This is a genomic window from Actinophytocola xinjiangensis (assembly GCF_001921215.1).
Taxonomy (GTDB): domain Bacteria; phylum Actinomycetota; class Actinomycetes; order Mycobacteriales; family Pseudonocardiaceae; genus Actinophytocola; species Actinophytocola xinjiangensis.
In genome coordinates, this window is sequence record NZ_MSIF01000020.1 from 84031 (window position 1) to 105479 (window position 21449).

22 protein-coding genes are annotated in these 21449 nt (G+C 72.5%); 7 read left to right on the plus strand and 15 right to left on the minus strand.

Going from position 1 to position 21449, the window contains the following annotated elements; translation table 11 throughout:
- Window positions 1-3: 3 nt before the first annotated feature.
- Window positions 4-270: a hypothetical protein gene (locus BLA60_RS30790; RefSeq protein ID WP_075136535.1), complete on the minus strand. Its 267-nt coding sequence runs from the start codon at window positions 268-270 to the stop codon at window positions 4-6.
- Window positions 267-659, minus strand: coding sequence for a hypothetical protein (locus BLA60_RS30795; RefSeq protein WP_075136536.1), 393 nt, complete (start codon window positions 657-659; stop codon window positions 267-269). Before BLA60_RS30795 ends, BLA60_RS30790 begins: the two co-directional genes overlap by 4 nt.
- A gap of 161 nt (window positions 660-820) precedes the next feature.
- Here BLA60_RS30795 and BLA60_RS30800 point away from each other — a divergent pair, with 161 nt between their 5' ends.
- Window positions 821-1666 (plus strand): helix-turn-helix domain-containing protein, encoded by an 846-nt coding sequence (locus tag BLA60_RS30800; protein WP_075136537.1) that lies wholly within the window; start codon window positions 821-823, stop codon window positions 1664-1666.
- 9 nt (window positions 1667-1675) lie between these two features.
- Window positions 1676-1876, plus strand: coding sequence for a DUF397 domain-containing protein (locus tag BLA60_RS30805; protein WP_075136538.1), 201 nt, complete (start codon window positions 1676-1678; stop codon window positions 1874-1876).
- On the opposite strand, the gene BLA60_RS30810 is transcribed toward BLA60_RS30805, so the two are convergent.
- A complete protein-coding gene (locus BLA60_RS30810; protein WP_211288911.1) occupies window positions 1877-2482 on the minus strand; it encodes a TetR/AcrR family transcriptional regulator in 606 nt (201 codons plus the stop codon). It lies immediately after the preceding gene.
- Window positions 2483-2543: 61 nt separating this feature from the next.
- Here BLA60_RS30810 and BLA60_RS30815 point away from each other — a divergent pair, with 61 nt between their 5' ends.
- Both BLA60_RS30815 and BLA60_RS30820 read left to right on the plus strand, forming a co-directional pair.
- Complete coding sequence (locus tag BLA60_RS30815; RefSeq protein WP_075136539.1) at window positions 2544-3386, plus strand: SDR family NAD(P)-dependent oxidoreductase; 843 nt, start codon at window positions 2544-2546, stop codon at window positions 3384-3386.
- The gene (locus BLA60_RS30820; RefSeq protein WP_075136540.1) at window positions 3383-3922 is read left to right on the plus strand and encodes a carboxymuconolactone decarboxylase family protein; all 540 of its coding nucleotides are present in this window, start codon (window positions 3383-3385) and stop codon (window positions 3920-3922) included. Before BLA60_RS30815 ends, BLA60_RS30820 begins: the two co-directional genes overlap by 4 nt.
- On the opposite strand, the gene BLA60_RS30825 is transcribed toward BLA60_RS30820, so the two are convergent.
- A complete protein-coding gene (locus BLA60_RS30825; protein WP_245812249.1) occupies window positions 3906-4814 on the minus strand; it encodes a cutinase family protein in 909 nt (302 codons plus the stop codon). The two genes, BLA60_RS30820 and BLA60_RS30825, sit on opposite strands and share 17 nt — an antisense overlap.
- 161 nt (window positions 4815-4975) lie before the next feature.
- A complete protein-coding gene (locus BLA60_RS30830; RefSeq protein WP_075136542.1) occupies window positions 4976-5932 on the minus strand; it encodes a helix-turn-helix transcriptional regulator in 957 nt (318 codons plus the stop codon).
- 190 nt (window positions 5933-6122) lie between these two features.
- On the opposite strand from BLA60_RS30830, the gene BLA60_RS30835 reads away from it, so the two are divergent.
- Genes BLA60_RS30835 through BLA60_RS30845 form a run of 3 tightly spaced genes read left to right on the plus strand, consistent with a single transcriptional unit; the run spans window position 6123 to window position 8748 of the window.
- The gene (locus BLA60_RS30835; RefSeq protein WP_162293034.1) at window positions 6123-6749 is read left to right on the plus strand and encodes a PaaI family thioesterase; all 627 of its coding nucleotides are present in this window, start codon (window positions 6123-6125) and stop codon (window positions 6747-6749) included.
- 14 nt (window positions 6750-6763) lie between these two features.
- Complete coding sequence (locus BLA60_RS30840; protein WP_084735446.1) at window positions 6764-7570, plus strand: enoyl-CoA hydratase/isomerase family protein; 807 nt, start codon at window positions 6764-6766, stop codon at window positions 7568-7570.
- Window positions 7567-8748: an ABC transporter substrate-binding protein gene (locus BLA60_RS30845; RefSeq protein WP_154814742.1), complete on the plus strand. Its 1182-nt coding sequence runs from the start codon at window positions 7567-7569 to the stop codon at window positions 8746-8748. Before BLA60_RS30840 ends, BLA60_RS30845 begins: the two co-directional genes overlap by 4 nt.
- 40 nt (window positions 8749-8788) lie before the next feature.
- Here the strand turns inward: BLA60_RS30845 and BLA60_RS30850 are convergent, their stop codons facing one another.
- Genes BLA60_RS30850 through BLA60_RS30895 form a run of 10 tightly spaced genes read right to left on the minus strand, consistent with a single transcriptional unit; the run spans window position 8789 to window position 21395 of the window.
- Window positions 8789-9700 (minus strand): TIGR03619 family F420-dependent LLM class oxidoreductase, encoded by a 912-nt coding sequence (locus tag BLA60_RS30850; RefSeq protein ID WP_075136544.1) that lies wholly within the window; start codon window positions 9698-9700, stop codon window positions 8789-8791.
- A 59-nt stretch (window positions 9701-9759) separates the two neighbouring features.
- The gene (locus BLA60_RS30855) at window positions 9760-11124 is read right to left on the minus strand and encodes a phenylacetate--CoA ligase family protein (RefSeq protein ID WP_075136545.1); all 1365 of its coding nucleotides are present in this window, start codon (window positions 11122-11124) and stop codon (window positions 9760-9762) included.
- A gap of 20 nt (window positions 11125-11144) precedes the next feature.
- Window positions 11145-11924, minus strand: a complete 780-nt coding sequence (locus BLA60_RS30860) for an enoyl-CoA hydratase/isomerase family protein (protein WP_075136546.1) — start codon at window positions 11922-11924, stop codon at window positions 11145-11147.
- On the minus strand, window positions 11921-12997 hold the full coding sequence (locus tag BLA60_RS30865) for an NAD(P)H-dependent flavin oxidoreductase (protein WP_075136547.1): 1077 nt from the start codon (window positions 12995-12997) through the stop codon (window positions 11921-11923). The genes BLA60_RS30860 and BLA60_RS30865 overlap by 4 nt, the downstream gene beginning before the upstream one ends.
- A complete protein-coding gene (locus BLA60_RS30870) occupies window positions 12994-14655 on the minus strand; it encodes an acyclic terpene utilization AtuA family protein (RefSeq protein WP_075136548.1) in 1662 nt (553 codons plus the stop codon). The genes BLA60_RS30865 and BLA60_RS30870 overlap by 4 nt, the downstream gene beginning before the upstream one ends.
- Window positions 14656-15417 (minus strand): enoyl-CoA hydratase-related protein, encoded by a 762-nt coding sequence (locus BLA60_RS30875; RefSeq protein ID WP_075136549.1) that lies wholly within the window; start codon window positions 15415-15417, stop codon window positions 14656-14658.
- On the minus strand, window positions 15410-16204 hold the full coding sequence (locus BLA60_RS30880; RefSeq protein WP_075136550.1) for a TIGR03084 family metal-binding protein: 795 nt from the start codon (window positions 16202-16204) through the stop codon (window positions 15410-15412). The genes BLA60_RS30875 and BLA60_RS30880 overlap by 8 nt, the downstream gene beginning before the upstream one ends.
- Window positions 16201-18162: an ATP-binding protein gene (locus BLA60_RS30885; RefSeq protein WP_075136604.1), complete on the minus strand. Its 1962-nt coding sequence runs from the start codon at window positions 18160-18162 to the stop codon at window positions 16201-16203. Before BLA60_RS30885 ends, BLA60_RS30880 begins: the two co-directional genes overlap by 4 nt.
- Window positions 18163-18172: 10 nt before the next feature.
- Window positions 18173-19768 carry an acyl-CoA carboxylase subunit beta gene (locus BLA60_RS30890; RefSeq protein WP_075136551.1) on the minus strand — a complete coding sequence of 532 codons (1596 nt, stop codon included), beginning with the start codon at window positions 19766-19768 and terminating at the stop codon, window positions 18173-18175.
- Window positions 19769-19781: 13 nt separating this feature from the next.
- Window positions 19782-21395 carry an AMP-binding protein gene (locus BLA60_RS30895; RefSeq protein WP_075136552.1) on the minus strand — a complete coding sequence of 538 codons (1614 nt, stop codon included), beginning with the start codon at window positions 21393-21395 and terminating at the stop codon, window positions 19782-19784.
- Window positions 21396-21449 lie beyond the last annotated feature (54 nt).

The following is a 21449-nucleotide window of genomic DNA, read 5'->3' on the forward strand; positions in this document are numbered from 1 at the left end:
TACTCATCCGGCGTCGGCAACTGAGTCGCGCGGTTCCTCGCCGGCCGAGCAGGCGCAGTCGGGCTCCCACACCAGTTCCAGCGGCGTCAGCATGTTGTAGCGGTCCTGGGCCCGTTCCACCGACTGGTGAACGGAGAACGTGGGCTGGCCGCCGGGCTCACGCCGGAAGGTGATGACGTCGTGTCCCGACGGCAGGTCGATGTCGAGCCCGTAGGCGACAACCTTGGTCCGGTCCTCGACGCTGATCAGGGCGAACGGTGTGGCACTCATGATGTTGCTCCTTGTTTCGTGTGCGGCCTGCGGCGCAGGCTGACGGGGACGCGATCGCCGGGCACCCCGAACCCCGACGGTGCGACCAACGGGTCCGGGCGATGCCGGTCGGTCGGCTCGGCCAACGTCAGCAGGGCCCGCAGTGTCCATACAGGACTGGCGACGTACCACCAGCTGACCCGAACCGGGGCGAACACGTCGGTGTCGACACCGGTCGCCAGCCGATAGGCGTGTGCGCACTCGACATCCGTCAGGACGACGACGTCCGCGCAGCCGGAGTGCTGGAACACGCCGGCGAGCACCTCGGGCCCGTACCGGTCGGCGCGGAACAGGTGCCACATGAACCCGCGACGCCCCACCTCCGACAGCAACGCATCAAGCTCTGTCATGGCTACTCCGGGATGTTGAACCTGCCGCCGACCGCCTACCCAGGTACGGTTCTCCGCGATCGCGCTGGACCCGACGGTACCGGTATTGCAATCCGGATTACAATCCCTCGATCGGGTGGCGCGCTCCGTGTCTCGACCGGAGTCAACATGGAGGTAAGTTCGTGGCGGCAGATCGCAACCCATCGGCGTTGCGTTGGCTGATCGGCGTGGAACTGGGGAACTACCGCAGGCGGGTCGGCCTCAAGCAGGCCGACGCGGCCAAGGCGGCCGGCATGAGCATCGGCAAGCTCTCCCATCTGGAGACCGGCGAACGCCAGCAGAGACCCGCTGACATCGCCAAAGTTCTGGAGTCCTACAACGCACCCCAACACGATGTCAACCGACTGACCTCCCTCGCCGAGGTCCCCGACCAGTCGAACTGGTGGGGCGCGTGGCGCGACGCCGTCCCGGACTGGATGACCACGATCATCGGGCTGGAACGGTTGGCCTCCAGGGAGTTCGTGTTCGAGCCGATCGTGATTCCCGGCCTGTTGCAGACCGAGGACTACGCCAGGGAACTCAGCAGGGCTGGCCGACGAGTGCGCGACGACCGCGCGGAACAACTGGTGGAGGTGCGCATGGGACGTGCGCGCCGGCTGACCTCCGACAACCCACTGCACCTCCATGCCACAGTGAACGAGCAGGCACTGAAACTGCGGGTCGGCACTACCGAGATCATGAAAGCCCAGTACGAACACCTGTGCGCGATCGCCGACCGGCCGAACGTCACGATCCAGGTCGTCGTCCCGGATCGAGGACCGCACGCCGCCGTCACCGGACAGTTCGTCGTGCTCGACTTCGAGCAGGCCCGACCGATCGCCTATGCCGAGGTCCAGGACGGAGCCGTGTACATCCAGCAGCCCGGCGAAGTGGATACTTATCGCGACACCGCACGAAGTCTGGAGGAGACCGCCCTCCCGCCCGACGACTCGGTTCATTTCATCGCGAGCCTGATTGACCAACTCTGAGGAGCGCACGTGACCAGGCCAAGTCTCGACGGCGCCACGTGGCGCAGGAGCAGCTACAGCGGCGAGAACGGCACGTGCGTCGAGGTGGCGTTCTTACCGTCACTGGTGGGCATTCGCGACTCGAAGGACGTCGGTGCCGGGCAACTCACTGTCGCGGTGTCGCGGTGGCGTGGGTTCGTCGACGTGGCCAGGCGTGACGGGTTTCGCTGATCAGGTCAGGGCGCGTAGTAGGGACATGATCGGCTCGCGTAGCGACGGCAGGTCGTCGGGGCGGCCGGCGGCGAGGGTCGCGGTCACCAGGGAGCTGATGCCGCCGACGAGCAGTCGGGCGGCGAAGGTCGGGTCGGGGAGGCGTTGCCAGGCCGGGTCGTCGGCCAGGGTGGTCGCGACCTCGGTGACGAAACGCTCCAGCACGGCGAAGCGGCGCGCCCGCGCGGCCTCCCCCGCGCCGACGCTCTCCAACAACACCACTGTCGCCACGGTGGACTCGGCCGCCATCGCCGACAGGTAGGTCGCGAGGACCTGGGCGAAGCGGTCCAGTGGGGTGCCCCGCGCCTCGTCGAACCGGGCGCGCAGGACCAGCGCCATCAGCTCGGCGCCGCGGTCCAGCGTGGCCAGGAAACAGTCCTCCTTGTCGGTGAACTGTTCGTAGAACGTCTCCCGGGACACCTTCGCCCGACGCAGTACGTCGGCGACGGTCGTCGCGGCGTAGCCGCGTTCGGCGACGGCGTCGGCCATGCCGCGCAGGAGGCGGTCGCGTTGGGCCTGCGCCACCTGCTCGCGGGTCAGGCCGTGCCGGCCACGGGGTAGTGCCACGGACCGAACCCTAGCCCGAAAGATCTGCGAACATTCGTGTTCGCCGATGCTACGGTGAGTCATGCGCAGCACAGCCAACCGCCGGATCCTGATCACCGGCGCCGCGCGGGGCATCGGCGCGGCGCTCGCCCGCCGACTGACCGAACGCGGCGCCCGGGTCGCGCTCTGCGGCCTGGAACCCGACCTGCTCTCCGCCGTCGCCCAGGAGTGTGACGCCCCATGGCGTGAATGCGATGTGGCCGACCGGGCCGCCGTCGACCGGGTCGTCGACGAGCTGGCCGGGGAACTCGGCGGCCTGGACGTCGTCGTCTCCAACGCCGGGATCGCCCGCCAGCTCGCCCTCGTCGGCGGCGACCCGGACGTCTTCGAGCGAACCCTGCGGGTCAACACCCTGGGCACCTACTACGTCCTGCGCGCCGCCGGCCAGCACGTCGCCCACCCCGGCGGCTACGCGCTCGCGGTCGCCTCGCTGGCCGCCGCCGTGCACCTGCCGCTGCTGGGCGCCTACAGCACCTCCAAGGCCGCGGTCGAGGCCCTGGGCAACACGCTGCGTACTGAACTCGCCCCCACCGGCGCCCGTGTGGGGGTCGCCTACTTCGCGGAACTCGACACGGACATGACCAGCCGTGGTTTCGGCACCCGTGCGGCCGAGGTGCTCACCGGCGGCGGCACGATCTCCGGTGTCGCCCCGCTGGCCGGCGCGGTGGACGCGCTCGAACGCGGCATCGCCCGCCGGGCGCGGCGGATCGTCTCGCCGCGCTGGGTCGCGCCGGTGCTGCCGCTGCGGATGCTGGTCCAACCGGTGGTCGAGCGCCGCGCCCGCTCCCGGGTCACCGAGGCGCTGGCGATCGCCAGGACCGAGGACACGCCGTTCACCACCCCGCAGCCGGGAGCCGGGGCATGAGGGTGGCGCCCGGGCGGCGCAGGGACGTCGGGCTGGGGATCTGGGCCTTCGCCGGCCTCGCCGGGCGCGTCGCCGGCACCGCGCCGCCCAACCTGTTCCTGGTGCTCGGCCGCCACCGCCGGCTGTTCCTGGGCTGGCTGCACTTCGCCGGACGTCTCATGCCGGGCGGGCGGCTGCCCCGGCGGGAGACCGAACTGGTCATCCTGCGGGTGGCGCACCTGCGCGCCTGCGACTACGAACGCGAGCACCACCAACGGCTCGGCGCCCGCGCCGGTCTGTCCACAGAGGACTTCACGCGCATCGCCGACGGGCCGGCCGCCCCCGGTTGGTCACCACGGGAACGGGCGCTGCTGGCCGCGACCGACCTGCTCCACCACGAACGCGACCTCGACGACGACGCGTGGACGGCCCTTCGCGAGCACCTCGACGAACGCGAGACCATCGAGCTGACACTGCTCGTGGGTCACTACGAGATGCTCGCGACGGCCATCACCACGCTGCGGATCGAACCCGAGGAGCTCAGGCAGCGGCGATGATCTTGAACCAGGGTGACTGCGCGGCCAGCCGGTCGATCAGGTCCTGACCCACCAGCGCGGCCAGCCCGTTGCGCGCCGCCACCAGCTCGGCCCGCCCGGCGTTGCCGCCGAGCAGCTGCTGGATCTGCCACGGCGTGCCGATCGGCAGCGGCAGCGGCGGGCCGTGCTGCACCCGCTGCGGCTGGCGGTGCAGGATCGTGCCGTTGCCGAGGTCCCGCGCCGGGTTCAGGTCGTAGCCGTGGTCACCGCTGGCATAGCCGACCAGACCGTTGGCGAACGCCGCCAGGTTCGTGATCATGTTGGTGGAGTTGCAGATCCCGTCGTTCTCGTTGCACACGTTGCGCACCGCGATGCCGGCGTGGCGCTGCCCGCCGTACATGGTCACGCCCGGCAGGATCGTCGGCACGTTGGTCTCGATGCCACCGGCCACGCCGCCGGCACCACCGTCGCCGAAGTCGCGGCGCGGGTTGCCGTAGAGCACACCGTTGAGCTGGTGGTGCGGGATGGCCGAGCCACGCGCGAAGCGCTCCAGCACGTCACCGGCGACCACCGCGCCCTCGGAGTACCCGGCCAGCACCAGCCGCGTACCGGGGCAGGCGGCGTGGAAGTCGAGCACCGCGCGCTCCAGCTTGGCCACCCCACCGGCGACCGACTCGTCCAGCGCGAGCCGGTCCACGATCGGGAACACGCCCGCGTAGTACGGAACCTGGACGATCTGCCACCCGGCCGGCGGGTTGGCGTTGAAGCCCGACCGGTTCCAGTTGGCGAGCGACTCGCCGTTGCCGTAGCCGTCGGTCTCGAACACCGCGGTGCCGGGGCACGCGGCGGCGGCCGGCTCGGCGCTCGCCGAGGGCACCACCGCCAGCGTGGCGGCGGCCGCCAGGGTCGTCACGGCGGCCACCATCCGGGCCCCCGATTTCCGGAACAGGCGCATCCAGAACCTCCTGGAAATAACTAGACGTCGTCGAATGATGACTCATCGTGCCGGCGCGAGGACGGTAAAGCCAGGTCTTGTGGTTGGCTCACCTGCGCCATCGCACAAAAGCGCCATACCTAGAGCCAGCCCCGCCGGGCGGCCTGGACGCCGGCCTGGAACCGCGTGGTCGCGCCGAGCCGGTCCATCAGCACGGCGATCCGCCGGACCACGGTCCGGCGCGAGAGCCGCAGCCGGCGGGCGATCGCCTCGTCGGTCACCCCGGCGGCCATCAGCGCGATGAACTGCCTGTCCTGCTTGGACAGTTGCTCGTCGGCGTCGCCCGCGGTGAGCGGCACGCCGAGGGTCCAGAAGGTCTCGAACACGCCGATCAGCGCGCCGAGCAGCCCGCCGGAGTGCACGACCAGCGCGCCGACCACCCCGGCGTGCTCGGGGTTGGGGACCAGCAGCGCGGTGTGGTCGTCGCCGATGGTGAGCTTGACCGGCAGTTCGGCCAGGACCCGAGCGTCCTCGCCGCGTTCGACCATCCTGGTCATGCTGGCGAACAGCGCGGGGTCGTCGTAGACGGCCTGGTGGTAGACGGTGCGGTAGCGCAGGCCGGCGGCCATCCGCCGGGTCTGCAGCTCCTCCTGGTCGGAGAAGTCGCGCGGGCTGCTGCGGTAGGGCGGGCGGTCCAGCCAGCGGACCTGGTCGCCCGCGCGTTCCTGGAGCTGGCGGGTGAGCGAGATCAGCTCCAGCGGGTCGTCGACGACCTGGAGCTCCTGGCCGTCGCGGGCCTCGCGGCGGGCGGTGCGGTAGAGCCGGTCGAGTTCGGCGCCGGCGTGCCACAGGCCGTCGCGGCGGATCTCCTCGGTGCGCAGCAGCTGGGCGAGCACCTGGCCGGGCGGCTGGGCCTCCCACTCACCGGCGACCTCGACGACGATGCCGTGCTCGCCGAGTTCGGTGAGGACGGCGGCGACGGTGTTCTCGGGCAGCGTCAGCCGGGCGGCCAGCCGGTCGGGCCGGCACCGCCCGTGCTCGACCAACGTCCGGTAGACCCGGCCACGGTCGCTGTCGGTCGAGAGCACATCCAGCACGAGGTACTTTCGGTCACGCCACGGGATCGCGCGTGAGCGTAGGGCAGCCCGGGTACCAGGTCAACGTGTGGCCACTTCCTGCCATCGGGTGTGAATCGGTCGACCCTGGGGGCTAGAGATCTAAATGATTAAAGTCCTATCATCCCCCTTACCAACCAGTTGGTGGGTTACGCCGGACGAGGAGGTTCGGGTGGGCGAGAACGACGAACTCCCGTTGGGCGACCACTGGCGCGAGTGGACCGACCAGGCACTGCGCCACACCCCGGCCGGCTGGACCGAACTGGTCGACGAGCTGACCGCCCTCCAGGACACCGTGGCCACCAGCGGCCCGCCACCGCAGACCGTCGAGACGGTCACCGGCCTGCTGGCCAGGGCACGGGAACTGCTCGGCGCACACGCCACCACCTACGACCGCCAGGTCTTCGGCCGGCTGCTGCACCTGCCGGGACGCGGCCAGTCGCTGACCCCGCCACTGCACGTGATCTCCTGGAGCGGCACGGAGTTGGTCGCCGAGACGGTGTTCGGCGCGTTCCACTCCGGCAGCAACCAGGTCGTCCACGGCGGTTCGGTGGCGCTGTTCCTGGACGAGGCACTCGGCCGGGTCGCCGATCTCGGCGAGCGCGTCCGCTCCCGCACCGCGTCGCTGCGGGTCGACTACCGCAACCCCACCCCGATCGGCCGGCCGCTGGGGGTACGGGTGACGGTCGGCGAAACCTCCGGCAGGAAACGGAACCTGCACGCCGTCCTCACCGACGGCCCGACCCTCTGCGCCGAGGCACACGGCCTGTTCGTGGAACTGCGCCCCGGCCAACGCTGAGCGGAGCCCTCACAGTGAACCCGACCGACCGGTCAGGAACAGTCCGGACGACACGCGTCGACACCACCCTGCTCGTCGAGCTGAACCGCCCGCACGCGCTCAACGCCCTGGACACCGTCCTGCGCGACGACCTGGAGGACCTGTGGGCGCGGACCGCCACCGACCCCACCGTGCGGGCCGTGGTCCTGACCGGCGCCGGGCGGGGTTTCTGCGCGGGCGCGGACGTCGGCGACCTCGCCGGTGAGCGGGCGCCGCGCGGCCCGGACGTCGACGCGGAGCTGGCGTTCCTGCCCGGCCCGGCGCTGGACGTCCCGGTGATCGTCGCGGTCAACGGCGTGTGCGCCGGCGGCGGCCTGCACTTCGTGGCCGACGCGGACATCGCCATCGCCAGCGACACCGCGACCTTCCTGGACCCGCACGTGTCCGTCGGCCAGGTCACCGCGCTGGAGCCGGTGTCGCTGGCGCTGCGGGTCCCGCTCCCCCGGCTGCTGCGGCTGGCCCTGCTGGGCCGCGCCGAGCGCCTCGACGCCGCCGCCGCGCTGGCGGCGAACCTGGTCACCGAGGTCGTGACGCCCGGCGACCTGCTCGACCGCGCGCTGGAGCTGGCCGAGGTAGTCGCCGGGAACTCGCCGGCCGCCGTGGCCGCGAGCCGGCGGGCGCTGCGCGAGCTGGATCGCCGGCTGCTCGGCCCGTCGATGGTCGCCGGCTGGGCGGCGGTGCGCGACCACTGGACACATCCGGACTCCTCGGAGGGCCCGCGCGCGTTCGCGCAGCGCCGCGAACCGAGGTGGGCACTCCCCGACACCATGGAGGAACAGTGACATCAGTGATGCGACTCGCGGCGGCGGCCGCGGCGGTGCTGGTGGTCGGCGCCGGCTGCGGTGAGCCGGCCGACCAGGGCGCCAGCGACACCCTCAGGATCGACGCGCTGGCCGCGCTCAGCGGCCCGTCGGCGGCGGTCGGCCAGGCGATGAGCCAGGGCATGAAGGCCGCCGTGGCGGTGATCAACGACGGCGGCGGGGTGTTCGGCAAACCCGTGGAGCTGAACCTGATCGACTACGGCAGCGGCCCGACCCAGGCGGTGGCCAAGGCCCAGGAGCTGGTCAGCCAGGGCACGCCGCAGGCGGCGATCCCCGGGACGCCGGGCAGCGACATCGCCGCCGCGATGCCGGTGTTCGCGAAGGCGGGCGTGTTCGTCAGCCACCACGACACCAACCCGGACCTGACCGACGTGGCGAAGTACCCGCTGTCGTTCACCAACGCCTACCCGGTCGACAACGCGACCGCGAGCCTGGCCGAGCGGCTGGCCGGCGAGGGCTACCGCTCGATCGCCTACCTGACCGCCGACGACACGTCCAGCCGCTCCAACGCCAGGTCCGCGCAGGCGGCGTTCGAGGAAGCCGGGATGTCCACAGAGGTCGGTTATGTGCCGACGACGGCCGTGGACGGGACGCCGCAGCTCCAGCAGCTGCTGGCCTCCGAGCCCGACGCGTTGGTGCTGCGGGCCTACGGCGCGCAGGCGCCGCCGATCATCAAGGCCAGGCAGAAGCTCAACCCCGACCTGCCGACCTACGGCACCCAGGACCTCACCGCGTCCAACCTGGACGACCTGGCGCCGGCCAGCGCCTACGCCGGCATGACGTTCCAGTCGATCTCGCTGGCCGTGGAAGGCTCCCCCGCCACCCAGACCCCGGCGTTCACGACGTTCTACGAGGCGCTCAAGGCCGAGACGGGCGGCGAGCTGCCGTTCACCATCTTCACGTACCTGGTCGGCTACAACGACGTCATGCTCGCCGCCGCGGCGGCGGAGAAGGCGGGCAACACCGATCCGAAGGAGATGGCCGCCGCGGTGGAGTCCATCACCGCCGAGGACATGCCGAACTACGTCGGCCCGGTGAGCTTCTCCCCGGACCAGCACTACCCGGAGTACGACTCCGAGTGGTGGACCTACATCTCCTACGGCCCCAAGGTCGACGGCCTGATCCAACCACAGTCCTGAGTGGACACGGCGGTGCCGGCGGGCCCGGCACCGCCGACGGTCAGCCGGCCGCCGTGTAGGCGGCGCGCAGCCGGTCCAGCAGGTCCCGGGTGCCCGCGTGGTCGGGCGGCAGGCGGGGAACGATCCGGAAGTCCCGCACCCCCGCCGCCCGCAGCGCCGGTACCGGCGCGAACATCGCCGGCAGGTCCAACTCGCCCGCGTCGGTGACCACCGTCGGCAGAGGGTGGGAGATCTCGACGCGGTCGAGGTCCCCACCTTCCTGGGCGACGAGGTCCCGCATCCGTGAGATGGTGTCGGTGATCGTGTCCACACCGGTACCCCAGGGGTTCCAGCCACTGGCGTGGCGGGCCACCCGGCGGGCCACGCCACGGATCGCCCGACCGCCGACCCACACCGGCAGGTCGTCCGGTTTGGGCATCATGTGCAGGTCGGTGAACGACACCCGGTCGCCGTGAAAGGTCGCCGCGCGGTCGGTCCACAGGGTGGCGCACACGTCGAGGACCTCGTCGAGGACCTGGCCCCGGGTGTCGAAGTCGACGCCGACCGCGTCGTACTCGGCGCGCTGCCAGCCGACACCGACGCCCAGCTCGAACCGGCCGTGGGCCAGGGCGTCCAGGGTGGCGACCGTCTTGGCCAGCACCACCGGGTGCCGCAGGCCCGCGACCAGGATGTTCGTCGCCAGGCGCACCCGGGTCGTCACCGCCGCCACGGCCGAGAGCACGGTCAGTGGCTCCAGCCAGTCGCCGTCCGGGCCGGTGGGCTGGCGCCCGCCGCGCAGACCGCCGGTGCCGGGGTCGCCGTAGGAGCTCAGGTCCGGTCCGAACGCCAGGTGGTCCACGACGAACACGCGGTCGATGCCGGCGTCGTCGGCCGCACGGGCCTGGTCGAGCAGGTGCCGCCAGTCCGGCGGCGCACTCGCGGCGAAGTTGCGCAGGCCGATGGTCAGGGTCATGGGACTCCTTTCAGCGTCCCGATGATCTCAACCAGGTCACCGGGGCACCGCCAACCGAGTCACACACCACACCCGGGCCGCTCGTCGGTGAACCGCTTCTTCTTCGCCCCGCCACCGGTGAGCGGATCGAGTTCGCCGACGGCCACCACCGCCACGTTGATCCGCAACCCGAGGTGGGTCTTCAGCTCGCCGGCCAGCGCGGCGGCGACCTCGTCGCGCCGCCGAGGGTCGCACGGGGACTCGACCCGGACGGTCAGCTCCTCGCGGTGGTCCTGTCCGTGCGCGGTGACGTGGTACTCGCCGTTGCTGTCCTGGCAGGCGGCGACGTACTTGCCGATCGCCTCCGGCCAGACGTTGGTACCGCGCAGCTTCACCATGTTGTCGGCACGGCCCTGGAAGTAGTCCATCTTGCGCAGCCAGCTGCCGCAGGCGCACCGCTGCCGGGGCAGCAGCCGGCTCAGGTCACCGCTGTCGAACCGCACGGTCGCCCCGCCGCGCCGCCACAGCGACGTCACCACGACCTTGCCCAACTGCCCGTCGGGCACCGGGTCCCCGGTCTCCAGGTCGACGACCTCCACGACGAACGCGTCCTCCTGGATGTGCAGCCCACCGCGCGCCGGGCACTCGATCCCCAGGTAGGACACCTCGTTGAACCCGTAGCTCTCGTACGCCTCGACGCCCCACGCGGCGGAGATCTTCGGCCCGAGCCCGGCCGACGGGCCGGGGAAGGCACGCAGCGTGAAGTCCGCCACCGGATCCAGCCCCATCCCGGCGGCGGCCTCGGCGAGGTTGAGCAGGTGCGTGCCGAAGGTCAGCACCGACCGCACCGGGTAGTCGCGCATCAGCTCGACCTGTTTGACCGTCGGGGTGACCGCGCCGCTGCTGGCGGTGATCTGCACGCAGCCGACCCAGCGGGCACCGGCGTCGGCGAACGGCGCGGCGGCGTGCGTGCCGTAGGTCCACGAGTTGAGCACCAGGTCACCGGGCCGCAGCCCGGCCAGCCACAGCGCGCGGCCGGTGAGCACGCCGTACATCTCCGCGTCCCACGGCACGTTCACCGTCGGCCGGGTGCGGCCGGTGGTGCCGTCGCTGAAGTACACCCGGGCGCCGGTGGACCCGTCGAGCAGGAAGTTCTGGTGCTCACCGAACGGCGGGTGCGCCTCGATGCTGGCCCGCACGGCCGCCACGTCGTAGAGCGGCGCGGCCGGCAGGTCGGCGGCGGTGCGCACCGACGCGGGGTCGAACCCGGCCCGCGCCCAGCGCCGGGCGTGGAACGGATTGGCCGACGCGCGGCGCAGTTCGGCACGCAGCCGGGCGTCGCGCAGGGCCTCCAGCTGGTCGGGTTCGGCCAGCCAGGTCGTGTCGAAGAACGTCTCCGGCGGAGCGAACAGCTCCGTCATCTCCCGCAGGTCGATCCCACGCACCGCGCACCTCTCACTCCGAATCATTCTCCGACGAACTCCGGCACCGTCCGCGAACCGAACGCCGCCAACCCGATCCGCACGTCCCGCGAACGCAGGTGCTGGCCGACCAGCACGCGTTCGACCTCCAGCGCCGCCTGTTCGCCGCCGGCGGCCAGCCCCATCCGCACCGCGCGTTTCATCGCGGCGGTGGCGACGGGGCTGCGCCGGGCGAGCAGCGCGGCCATCTCCCGCGCGTGCGCCAGCACCTCGCCGGCCGGCCGCACCGCGTTGACCAGCCCGGCGGCCAGCGCCTCGGCCGGGTCGATCGGCTCGCCGCTGAACAGCAGCCACTTCGCGCGGCGCTCGCCCACCAGCCGGGGCAACCGCTGGGTTCCGCCGCCGCCGGGCAGCAGTCCGTGCACGGCGTGCGCGTCCCCGATCCGCGCGTCCTGCGCGACCACGGCCAGGTCGCAGGCCTGCATCAGCTCGAACCCGCCGGCCAGCGCGGCCCCGTGCACGGCGGCGATCGAGGGCAGCGGGGAGCCGGTGAGCCGGTCGAAGACCCGACCCCACAGCCCCATGAACGCCGTGAGCAGCGCCGGGTCGTCCAGGCTCGCCCCGACCGAGCCGAGGTCCGCGCCCGCGCAGAACACCGGGCCCTCGCCGCGCACCAACAACACCCGCACCTCGGGCGTGGCCTCGGCCTCGTCCAGGCACCGCTCGAAGTCGTGCAACATGGCCTGGTCGACGGCGTTGCGCCGCCGCGCCCGGTCCAGCACCAGCTCGGCGACCCGGTCTCGCCGCTCCCACCGCACGGTCATGACGCGCCGGCCAGTCGCTCGGTGGCGGCCAGGTAGTCCTCGGCCATCGCGCGGACGACCTCGGCCGCCGGCGCCACGGCGTTCATCAGCCCCACTCCCTGCCCGACGAAGTACGTCACCAAGGCCATCGCCTCCTCGTTCCCCTTGTCCGCCAACGTGTCCAGTCGCCGTAGGACGGGTTCGGCCAGCAGTCCCTGCACCGGCATCGGCAGCGCCGCCGGCCCCGTGGACCACGCACTGGTCCACGCCGACGCCAGCTGGCGGGCGGGTTTACCGGTCCGCGCGGTCGAGCGCACGGTGTCCCGGGAGGACGCCGCCAGCAGCTTGCGCACGGTCGAGGCCGGCAGGCCGGCCTCGCGGGTCGTGAGCCACACCGATCCGGTCCACGCGCCGGCCGCCCCCAGGGCCACGGCCGCGGCGACCTGCCGGCCGGTGACGATCCCGCCGGCCGCCAGCACCGGTACCGGCGCCACCGCCTCGACGACCTCGGGCACGAGGACCATCGTGGACACCTCGCCGGTGTGCCCGCCGGCCTCGGTTCCCTGGGCCACCACCACATCGACGCCGGCGCGGACCTGGGCCAGCGCGTGCTCGCGCGACCCGACCAGCGCCGCGACCGGCACACCGGTGGCCTTCGCCCGGCGGATCATCGACGGCGGCGGCACGCCAAGGGCGTTGGCGACCAGCCGGACCGGGTGGTCGAACACGACGTCGAGCAGTTCCTCCCCCAGGCCCTCACGCACGGTCGGGCGGCCGGCGAGCAGGGCGTCGTCGACGGTCAGGTCGATGCCGTGCGCGGCCAGCAGGTCCGCGACGAACGCCCGGTGCCCGGCCGGCACGACCAGCTCGGGTCCGCTGGCGTAACTGGTGGGGATGATCACGTCCGCGCCGTAGGGCCGGCCGCCGACGTGCTCGTCGATCCACGTCAGCTCCTGGTCGAGCTGCTCGGGGGTGAACGTCTGCGCGCCGAGCACCCCGAACCCGCCGGCGTTGGTCACCGCCGCGACCACGTCCCGGCAGTGGCTGAACGCCACCAGCGGGAAGTCCACCCCCAGCAGCTCGCGCAGGCTCACGACCCCTCCAGCAGCGCCGCCGGCAGCTCGACGGTCCCGGCGCGCAGGAGTTCACCGAGGCTCTTGGCCTGCGGGTCGAGCGCCGGGTTGGCCGACGCGCCGCCTCCGAGCAGCCCCCGCACGACGAAGTTCAGCGCGAACAGCCGGGGCAGCTCGTGCCGGTGGACGGTCAGGCCACGGGTGCCGGGCAGCAGCGCGGTGAACCGCTCGACGGTCAGGTGGCCGGCCAGCCAGGCGTAGGCGTCGGCGTCGCGGCCCCACACGCCGACGTTGGCGTCGCCGCCCTTGTCGCCCGACCGCGCGCCGAACACGGTCCCGAGCGGCGCGCGGACCACCGGCCCGCCCGGCGGGTCGGCCGGCGGCGGTGGGGTGAGGTCGACGGTGAACGGGTCGGCCGGGTGGGCCAGCGGCACGGTCGTGCGTTGCCCGCCGGGCCCGACGACGACCTGCTCGACGGTGTCGGCCGCCACCAGCACCGACCGGGTCACCGTGTAGGCGCTGGCCGCGCGGGGCGGGTCGAGCAGGAAGAAACCGGGGTAGCTCGCCAGTCCCAGTTCGACGGCGGCGGCGGTGAACGACCGGCCGACGGCGGCGGGGTCACGGCCCTGGACGGTCACCCGCAACCCGGTCCCGGACACCAGGTCGACGTGCACGGCGTCGAACAGGTCCCTGTCGAGCCGGGCGAACAGCCCGCGTTCCACGAGGTCGGCCTTGCGTTCGATGTCCAGGCCGACGAGCGGGAAGGTGATCGTGTTGCGGTAGCCGCCCTCGACGTTGACGCAGACCTTCGCCGTCGGGGGCGGCGGTTCGCCGCGCACGCCACGCACCCGTACCCGGTCCGGACCGTCCTGGGTGAGGTCGACGGAGTCGAAGCGCGCGGTCACGTCGGGGGTGAGGTAGCGCGGGGAGTCGATCTCGTAGACCAGCTGGGAGGTGACCGTGCCGACCGAGACCAGGCCGCCGGTGCCCGGGTGTTTGGTCACCACGAACTCGCCGTTCTCGGCGATCTCGACGATCGGGAAGCCGGGGTCGATCGGGTCACGGACCTCGTCGAGGAACGGGTAGTTGCCGCCGGTGGCCTGGCAGCCGCACTCGATGACGTGGCCGGCGACGACCGCGCCGGCGAGCCGGTCCCAGTCGGTGCGGCCCCAGCCGTGGTGGAAGGCGGCCGGGCCGACGGTCAGCGCCGCGTCGGTCACCCGGGGGCAGACCACGACGTCCGCCCCCTGGCGCAACGCCTCGACGATCGCCCACGATCCCAGGTAGACGTTCGCCGTGAGGACGTCCCGACCGTCCACAGTGCCCAACCGACCGGTCAGGTCGTCACCCTCGATGTGGACGATCGTCGCGGTGAGACCGAGGCGGGCGGTCAGCTCCCGCAGTCGTGCGGCGAGGCCGGCGGGGTTGAGGCCGCCGGCGTTGGCGACGATCCGCACGCCCTTGTCCAGGGCCGTACCGAGAACCTGTTCCATCTGCCCGAGGAAGGTGGTCGCGTACCCGGCCTCGGGGTCGCGGCGCCTGGCCTTCCCGAGGATCGCCATGGTCAGCTCGGCCAGGTAGTCGCCGGTGAGGTAGTCGATCGGGCCGCCGGCGAGCTGCTCGGCGGCGGCGCCGAACCGGTCGCCGTAGAAGCCGGAACAGTTGGCGATGCGCACCATTCAGTCCACCACCCAACTCGGGTCCCGCTTGTCCGCGAACGCCGCGAGCCCCTCGGCGACCTCGGCCGAGCGGAACCGTCGCCGGGACAGCTCGGCCATCTCGGCCAGCGCGCGTTCCAGTGGCAGCTCGCCGATCCGCCGGATCATCGGTTTGATCCCCGCCAGCGCCAGCGGCCCGCCCCGGCGCAGCATGTCCACGTACCGCGCGACCTCGTCGTCGAGCGCGTCGCCGGGGACCGCGCGGTTGACCAGCCCGACCTCGGCCGCGCGGGCGGCGGTGACGTTCTCGCCGGTCAGGAACAGTTCGAGGGCCGCCCTCGGCGCGAGCCGGGGCAGGCAGGTCACGGCGATCATGGCCGGCAACGCCCCGATCCGAACCTCGGCGAACCCGAAGGTGGCGGTGTCCGGGGCGACCGCGATGTCACAGGCGCTGACCAGCCCGAGTCCCCCGGCGCGAGCGTGCCCGTTGACCCGGCACACGACCGGCTTGGGCGAGTCCCAGAGCCGGGTCAGCGTGTCGATCATCAACTCCGGCCCGAGGGCGTTCCCGGCGCGCTGCTCGGCGAGATCGGCGCCCGAACAGAACACCGGACCGGTGCCGGTGAGCACGACGACCCGCACGGCCGGATCGGCCAGCGCCGCACGCAGCCCGGCGTTGAGCTGGGTCTGGAGTGGGGCGGACAGGGCGTTGCGGTTGTGCGGCGAGTCGAGCGTGAGCGTCCCGACCCCACCCACCGACCGGTAGCCGACCAGCTCAACCACCGTGACCTCCCGGTGCGCGGCCCGACCCCGGCGGGCCGGCGAACGCCTGCGCGATCGGCAACCACCGCCGCGCCACCGGCCCGGTCACGGTCAGCCCGGCGTCGTCGACGTGTCGTCGTTGGGTGACGACCAGGCAGAAGTCCAGCGCGCGTCCGGTGACCCGGTCCTCGGCCCCGTCCGGCCCGAACGTGACCACCGCCCCCGACGGCAGGTCCAGCTCGACCCGCACCGGCGCGTCCGGCGGCGCCTGCCCGTGCGCGCGGAAGGCGTAGGGCAGCGCCCGCACCCCCAGGCGCGCGACGTGTCGCAGCCGGTCGGTCTCCTGTGCGGGCAGTCCGAACGTGTCCCGGACGTCCTGGCCGTGCGCCCAGGTCTCCATCACCCGCGCCGACACCATCGACAGCACCGACATCGTCGTGTCGTGCCAGGCGATCCGGCCAGGGCCGGCGGCCAGCGCGGCCTGCCGGAACCGCAGCGACCACTCGCGCCAGTGGGCCAGCACCTCGGCGGGTTCGCGTTCCCGGCCGCGCCGGACCACGTCCTGGGCGTAGGCCGGCACGTCCCGCAGCGCCCGCGCGTTCTCCTCGGCGTAGACCTCGGGCTCCGCGCACGCCCTGGCCGCCTCCCCGTCGAACCACCCCAGATGCCAGACCTGGTCGCGCACGTCCCAGCCCCGGGCCGGCGTCGGCCGCGACCACTCCCGCGCCGGCAGCCCGGCCAGCACCACGTCCAACGCGGCGCACTCGTCGCGCAGGTCGGCGAGCAGCTCCTCGAACGGGGCGGTCACGCGTCACCGACCGGGACCAGCACGGCGAGGACCTCGTCGGTGGCGACCGTGGCGCCCGGTGCCGTCAGCACCCGCTCGACGACCCCGTCGGCCGGGGCGGTGAGCCGGTGCTCCATCTTCATCGCCTCGATCACCACGATCGTCTGGCCCTCCCGGACCCGGTCGCCCTGCGCCACCTCCAGCGCGCTGACCAGGCCGTGCATCGGCGCGGTCAGCCCGCCCGGCACCACCTGCGCCTCCCGGCCGGGGAACCGGGGCAGCACCACCAGCTCGACCTCGTGGTCCCGGTCGGCCACCCACACCCGGTCACCGTCGGCGACCACCGAGCGCACGTCGCGCACGCCGTCGATCTCCACGTCCAGCAGCGGCGGCGCCCAGCCGTGCACCCGCGCCCGCAGCTCCCGCCCGTCGACCTCGGCCACCACCGTGCCGTCGCGGCCGGTCCACAGGCTGGTCGTCAGCTCGGTGTCCCTGTGGCGGTAGCCGGTGACCTGGCCCTGCGACCGGTTGTTGCGGTACCCGGCCGGCAGCGACCTCGGGATGGCCCGCCCGTCGGGCAGCCCCGCCAGGTGCCGCTCCCGGTCGGCCAGCGCCGCGCTCAACGCGGCCGCCCGCAGCTGGTCGGCCGACGGGGTCGCCACCCGCGCCGGGCGGTGGGTGTCCAGGAAGTCGGTGGTCGTGTCGCCGGCCAGGAACGCCTCGTGCGCCAGGATGGCGACCAGCAGGTCGCGGTTGGTGGCCACGCCGTGCACCCGCAGTCGCCGCAGCGCCCGCTCCAGCCGCCGCACCGCCTCGCCCCGGGTCGGCCCGTGCGCGATCACCTTGGCCAGCATGGGATCGAAGTGCGGGCCGACCACCGAACCACGCTCCACCCCGGAGTCCACGCGCACCCCGTCGGGCTCGGCCCACTCGACGATCGTTCCGGTCTGCGGCAGGAAGTCGTGGTCCTCGGCGTAGAGCCGCACCTCCACGGCGTGGCCGCGCAGCGGCACCCGCGCCGGCAGTTCCAACGGGTCGCCCTGGGCCACCAGCAGCTGTTGGCGCACCAGGTCGACCCCGGTGACCAGCTCGGTCACCGGGTGCTCGACCTGAAGCCGGGTGTTCATCTCCAGGAAGTGGTAGGACCCGTCGGCACCGACGATGAACTCGACGGTCCCCGCGCCCTGGTAGCCGACCGCCTGCCCGGCCGCGACCGCCGCCGCGCACATCGCCGCCCGCAGGTCGGGGTCCACGAACGGCGACGGGCACTCCTCGACGATCTTCTGGTGCCGGCGCTGGATCGAGCACTCCCGCTCGTGGAGGTGGCGCACCGTGCCGTGCGCGTCGCCCAGGATCTGCACCTCGATGTGCCGCCCGCCGGGCACGAAACGTTCCAGGAACACGGTGTCGTCGCCGAACGCGCCGGCCGACTCGCGCCGCGCCGCGGTCACGGCCTCGGTCAGGTCGTCCTCGCTGGTGACGATCCGCATGCCCTTCCCGCCGCCGCCGGCCGAGGCCTTGACGATCAGCGGGTAGCCCACGGTCCTGGCCGCCTCCACCACGTCCGCGCCGGCCGCCGCCCTCGGCAGGGTCGGCACGCCGGCCGCCGCCATGGTCTCCAGCGCGGTCAGCTTGTCGCCCATCGCGGCGATCGCCGAGGGCGACGGGCCGACCCAGGTCAGCCCGGCCTCGCCGACGGCCGTGGCGAACGCGGCGTTCTCCGACAGGAACCCGTAGCCGGGGTGGACGGCGTCGGCGCCGGTGCGCCGGGCGGCGGCCAGCAGCTTCGCGGAGTCCAGATAGGTCTGCGCGCCGGTGGACCCGCCCAGGGGCACCGCCCGGTCGGCCTCGCGCACGAACGGCGCGCCGGCGTCCGGGTCGGCGTAGCCGACGGTGGTGTCGATGCCCATCCGCCGGGCGGTGCGGATGACCCGCCGGGCGATCTCGCCCCGGTTGGCGACGAACAGGGTGCGGATGATGCTCACGCCGTCACATCCGGAACGGGCCGAAGTCGGTGGTGCCGCGCACCGGCCCGTTGTGGGCGCACGACAACGCGATGCCGACGACGGTGCGGGTGTCGCGGGGGTCGATGATCCCGTCGTCCCACAGCCGGCCGGTGGCGAACAGCGCGGTGGACTCGCGTTCCAGCTGGGTCTCGATCGCCTCCCGCCGGCGCCGGTCCTCGTCCTCGTCGAACGGCACGCCCCGCGCCGCCGCCGCACCCCTGGCCACGATCGACAACACCCCTGACATCTGTTTCGGGCCCATCACGCCGATGCGGTGGTTGGGCCAGGTGAACACGAACCTGGGCTGGTAGGCGCGCCCGGACATGCCGTAGTTGCCCGCGCCGTAGCTCGCGCCGGTCATCACGGTGACGTGCGGGACGGTGGAGTTGGCGACCGCGCGCACCATCTTGGAGCCGTTCTTGGTGATGCCGCCGCGCTCGTACTCGGTGCCGACGACGAAACCGGTGGTGTTCTGCAGGAACAGCAGCGGGGTGTCGATCTGGTTGCACAGCGCGATGAACTGCGCTGCCTTCTCCGACTCCTCGCTCATCAGCACCCCGTGGTTGGCCAGGACGCCGACCGGGTAGCCGTGCAGCGTCGCCCAGCCGGTCACCAGCTGGCGGCCGTAGAGCGGTTTGAACTCCTCGAACCGGGAGCCGTCGACGATCCGGGCGAGGACCTCCCTCGGGTCGAACGGGACCTTCAGGTCGTGGGAGGCGATGCCGAGCAGGTCGGCCGGGTCGTGCACCGGTTCGTCGGCCGGGCGGGTCGGCGGGCCGCCCTGCTTGCGCCAGTTGAGGTGGCCGACGATCGTGCGGGTGACGCGCAGCGCCTCGTGCTCGTCGACGGCCAGGTAGTCGGCCAGGCCGGACACCGTGGCGTGCATGTCCGCCCCGCCGAGTTCCTCCGGGTCAGCGTCCTCCCCGGTGGCCATCTTGACCAGGGGTGGGCCGCCGAGGAACACGTGCGAGCGCTGTTTGATGAGCACCGCGTAGTCCGACATGCCCGGTTGGTAGGCGCCGCCGGCGGTGGCGTTGCCGAACACCACGTCGACGGTCGGGATGCCGGCGCGGGACAGGCGGCTCAGGTCGCGGAAGAACCGGCCGCCGTCCACGAAGGACTCCGCCTGGGCCGGCAGGTCACCGCCGCCGGACTCGGTCAGCTGGATCACCGGCAGTCGGTTCTGTTCGGCGATCTCGAACGCGCGCAGCGTCTTGCGCATGGTGTACGGGTTGATCGAGCCGCCCCGGACGGTGAAGTCGTTGCCGACGAACACACACTCCACACCGGACACCACGCCGACGCCGGTGACCAGGCTGGCGCCGTCGGCGTAGTCGGCGTCCCAGGCGGCGAGCGGGCTGAGCTCCAGGAAGTACTCGTGCGGGTCCACCAGCAGCTCCACCCGCTCGCGGACCAGCATCCGGCCGCGTGCCCGGTGCCGCTCGACCGCGCGCGCACTGCCGCCGTGCCGGACGGCGGCCGTCAGCCGGTCGATCTCCTCCAGCCGTTGAACCATGACTCGGCGGTTGAGATCGTGTGATTCGTGCCGCCGGTCGACCCGGGTCGCCAGGACCTCCACAGTGGACCCTTTCTCAGTGCCGGCCGGGCAGTGCGGGGGCCGTCCCGCGCCGTTCGTCGCGCGGCACGACCAGGCCCAGCGCCTCCAGGTCCCAGCAGTCGGCCGGCACACCCTCGTCACGCAGCGCGTTCTTCATCACCCGCCGCAACGCGTTGGTCGGCAGCGTCTCGTGCAGGTGCACGTACCTCGGGATCGCGAAGTAGGCGACCCGGTCGCGCAGGTACTCGAACACCGTGCGCGGGTCCAGCGCACCCGGCTCGTCCTGGACCACGCACGCCTTGATGTCGTCATCACCCATCCGGCCGGGGACCGCGCACACCGCGACGTCGGCCACGCCCGGCAGGCCGCGCAGCACGTCCTCCAGGTACATCGAGGAGACGTTCTCGCCGCGCCGGCGCAGGCGGTCCTTCATCCGGTCGACGAAGGTGAGGAACCCGTCCTCGTCCACCTGCCCGAAGTCGCCGGTGTGGTGCCACAGGTTGCGCCACGCCTCGATCGTCTCCGCCGGCTTGTTCCAGTACCCGCTGTACATCGTGTAGGGGTCCCTCGGCCGGACGACGATCTCACCCGGAGTGCCTACCGGCAGGGGGGCGTCGTCCTCGTCGACGATCCGCACCTCGTAGAGCGGCGATGGCCGGCCACAGGTGGCCCGGTCGCGGCGGCCGGTGACCGGGCTGCGGGTGATCAGCAGGCTCTCGGTCTGGCCGAAGCCCTCGGACATGACCGGGGTGCCGAAGCGTTCCTCGAACTCCTGCTGGCGGTCCACGGGTAACGGGGTCCAGATGGCCAGCCGGAACGGGTGCTCGCCGTCGGTCGGGCGGACCGGCTGGTCGAGGATGGCGTTGGCGAACGCGCCGATGCCGACCAGCATCGTGGCGTCGAGTTCGGCGGCGTGGGCCATGAACGTGGACGCGTGGAACTCCGGGGTGACCACCAGCGAGATCCCGTGCACCAGCGCGGTCATCACACCGATGATCTGCCCGGCGGAGTGGAACAGCGGGAACGGCGTGCACAGACGGTCACCGGGGACGACCCAGTCGTCGAGCCCGTAGGCCTCGGCGATCCTGACGTAGTAGCCGTTGCTGAGCATGCAGCCCTTGGGCTTGGACGTGGTTCCCGAGGTGTAGACGATCGACACCAGGTCGCCCGGCGCGGCGTCGACCGGGTCGACCGGGTCGGCGGCGCACAGGTCCTCGTAGGCCACGCCGCCGGCCGGTGGTTCGCCGTCGAGCAGCACGACCCGTTCGATGCCGGTGCCGGCCAGCAGTGGGGCGGCGGTCTCCAGACCGGCCCGGTCGGTGATCAGTACCCGGGCGCCGCAGTCGTCGAGCTGGTAGCGCAGGAACTCGCCCCGGATCCAGTAGTTGAGCGGGACCTGGATGGCGCCGAGGCGGACCAGCGCCAGGAAGGCCTCCATCACCTCGACGCGATTGGGGGCCAGCAGGGCCACCCGGTCGCCGCGCCCGACGCCGAGCCCCGCGAGACCGCCGGCGAGGCGGGCGGACCGCTCGTCGAGCTGCCGGGGCGTCACCCACGGATCCGTCGTGGCACCACAGTGGAAGAACGGATCGTCCGGCGCCTGACGCACCCGTTGCTCGAAGACTCCGCTGACGGTAGAGGTCCGCATTGATCTCTCCTCGATCCGGCCGAGACGTCATCGGACTGTATCATATAGATGATT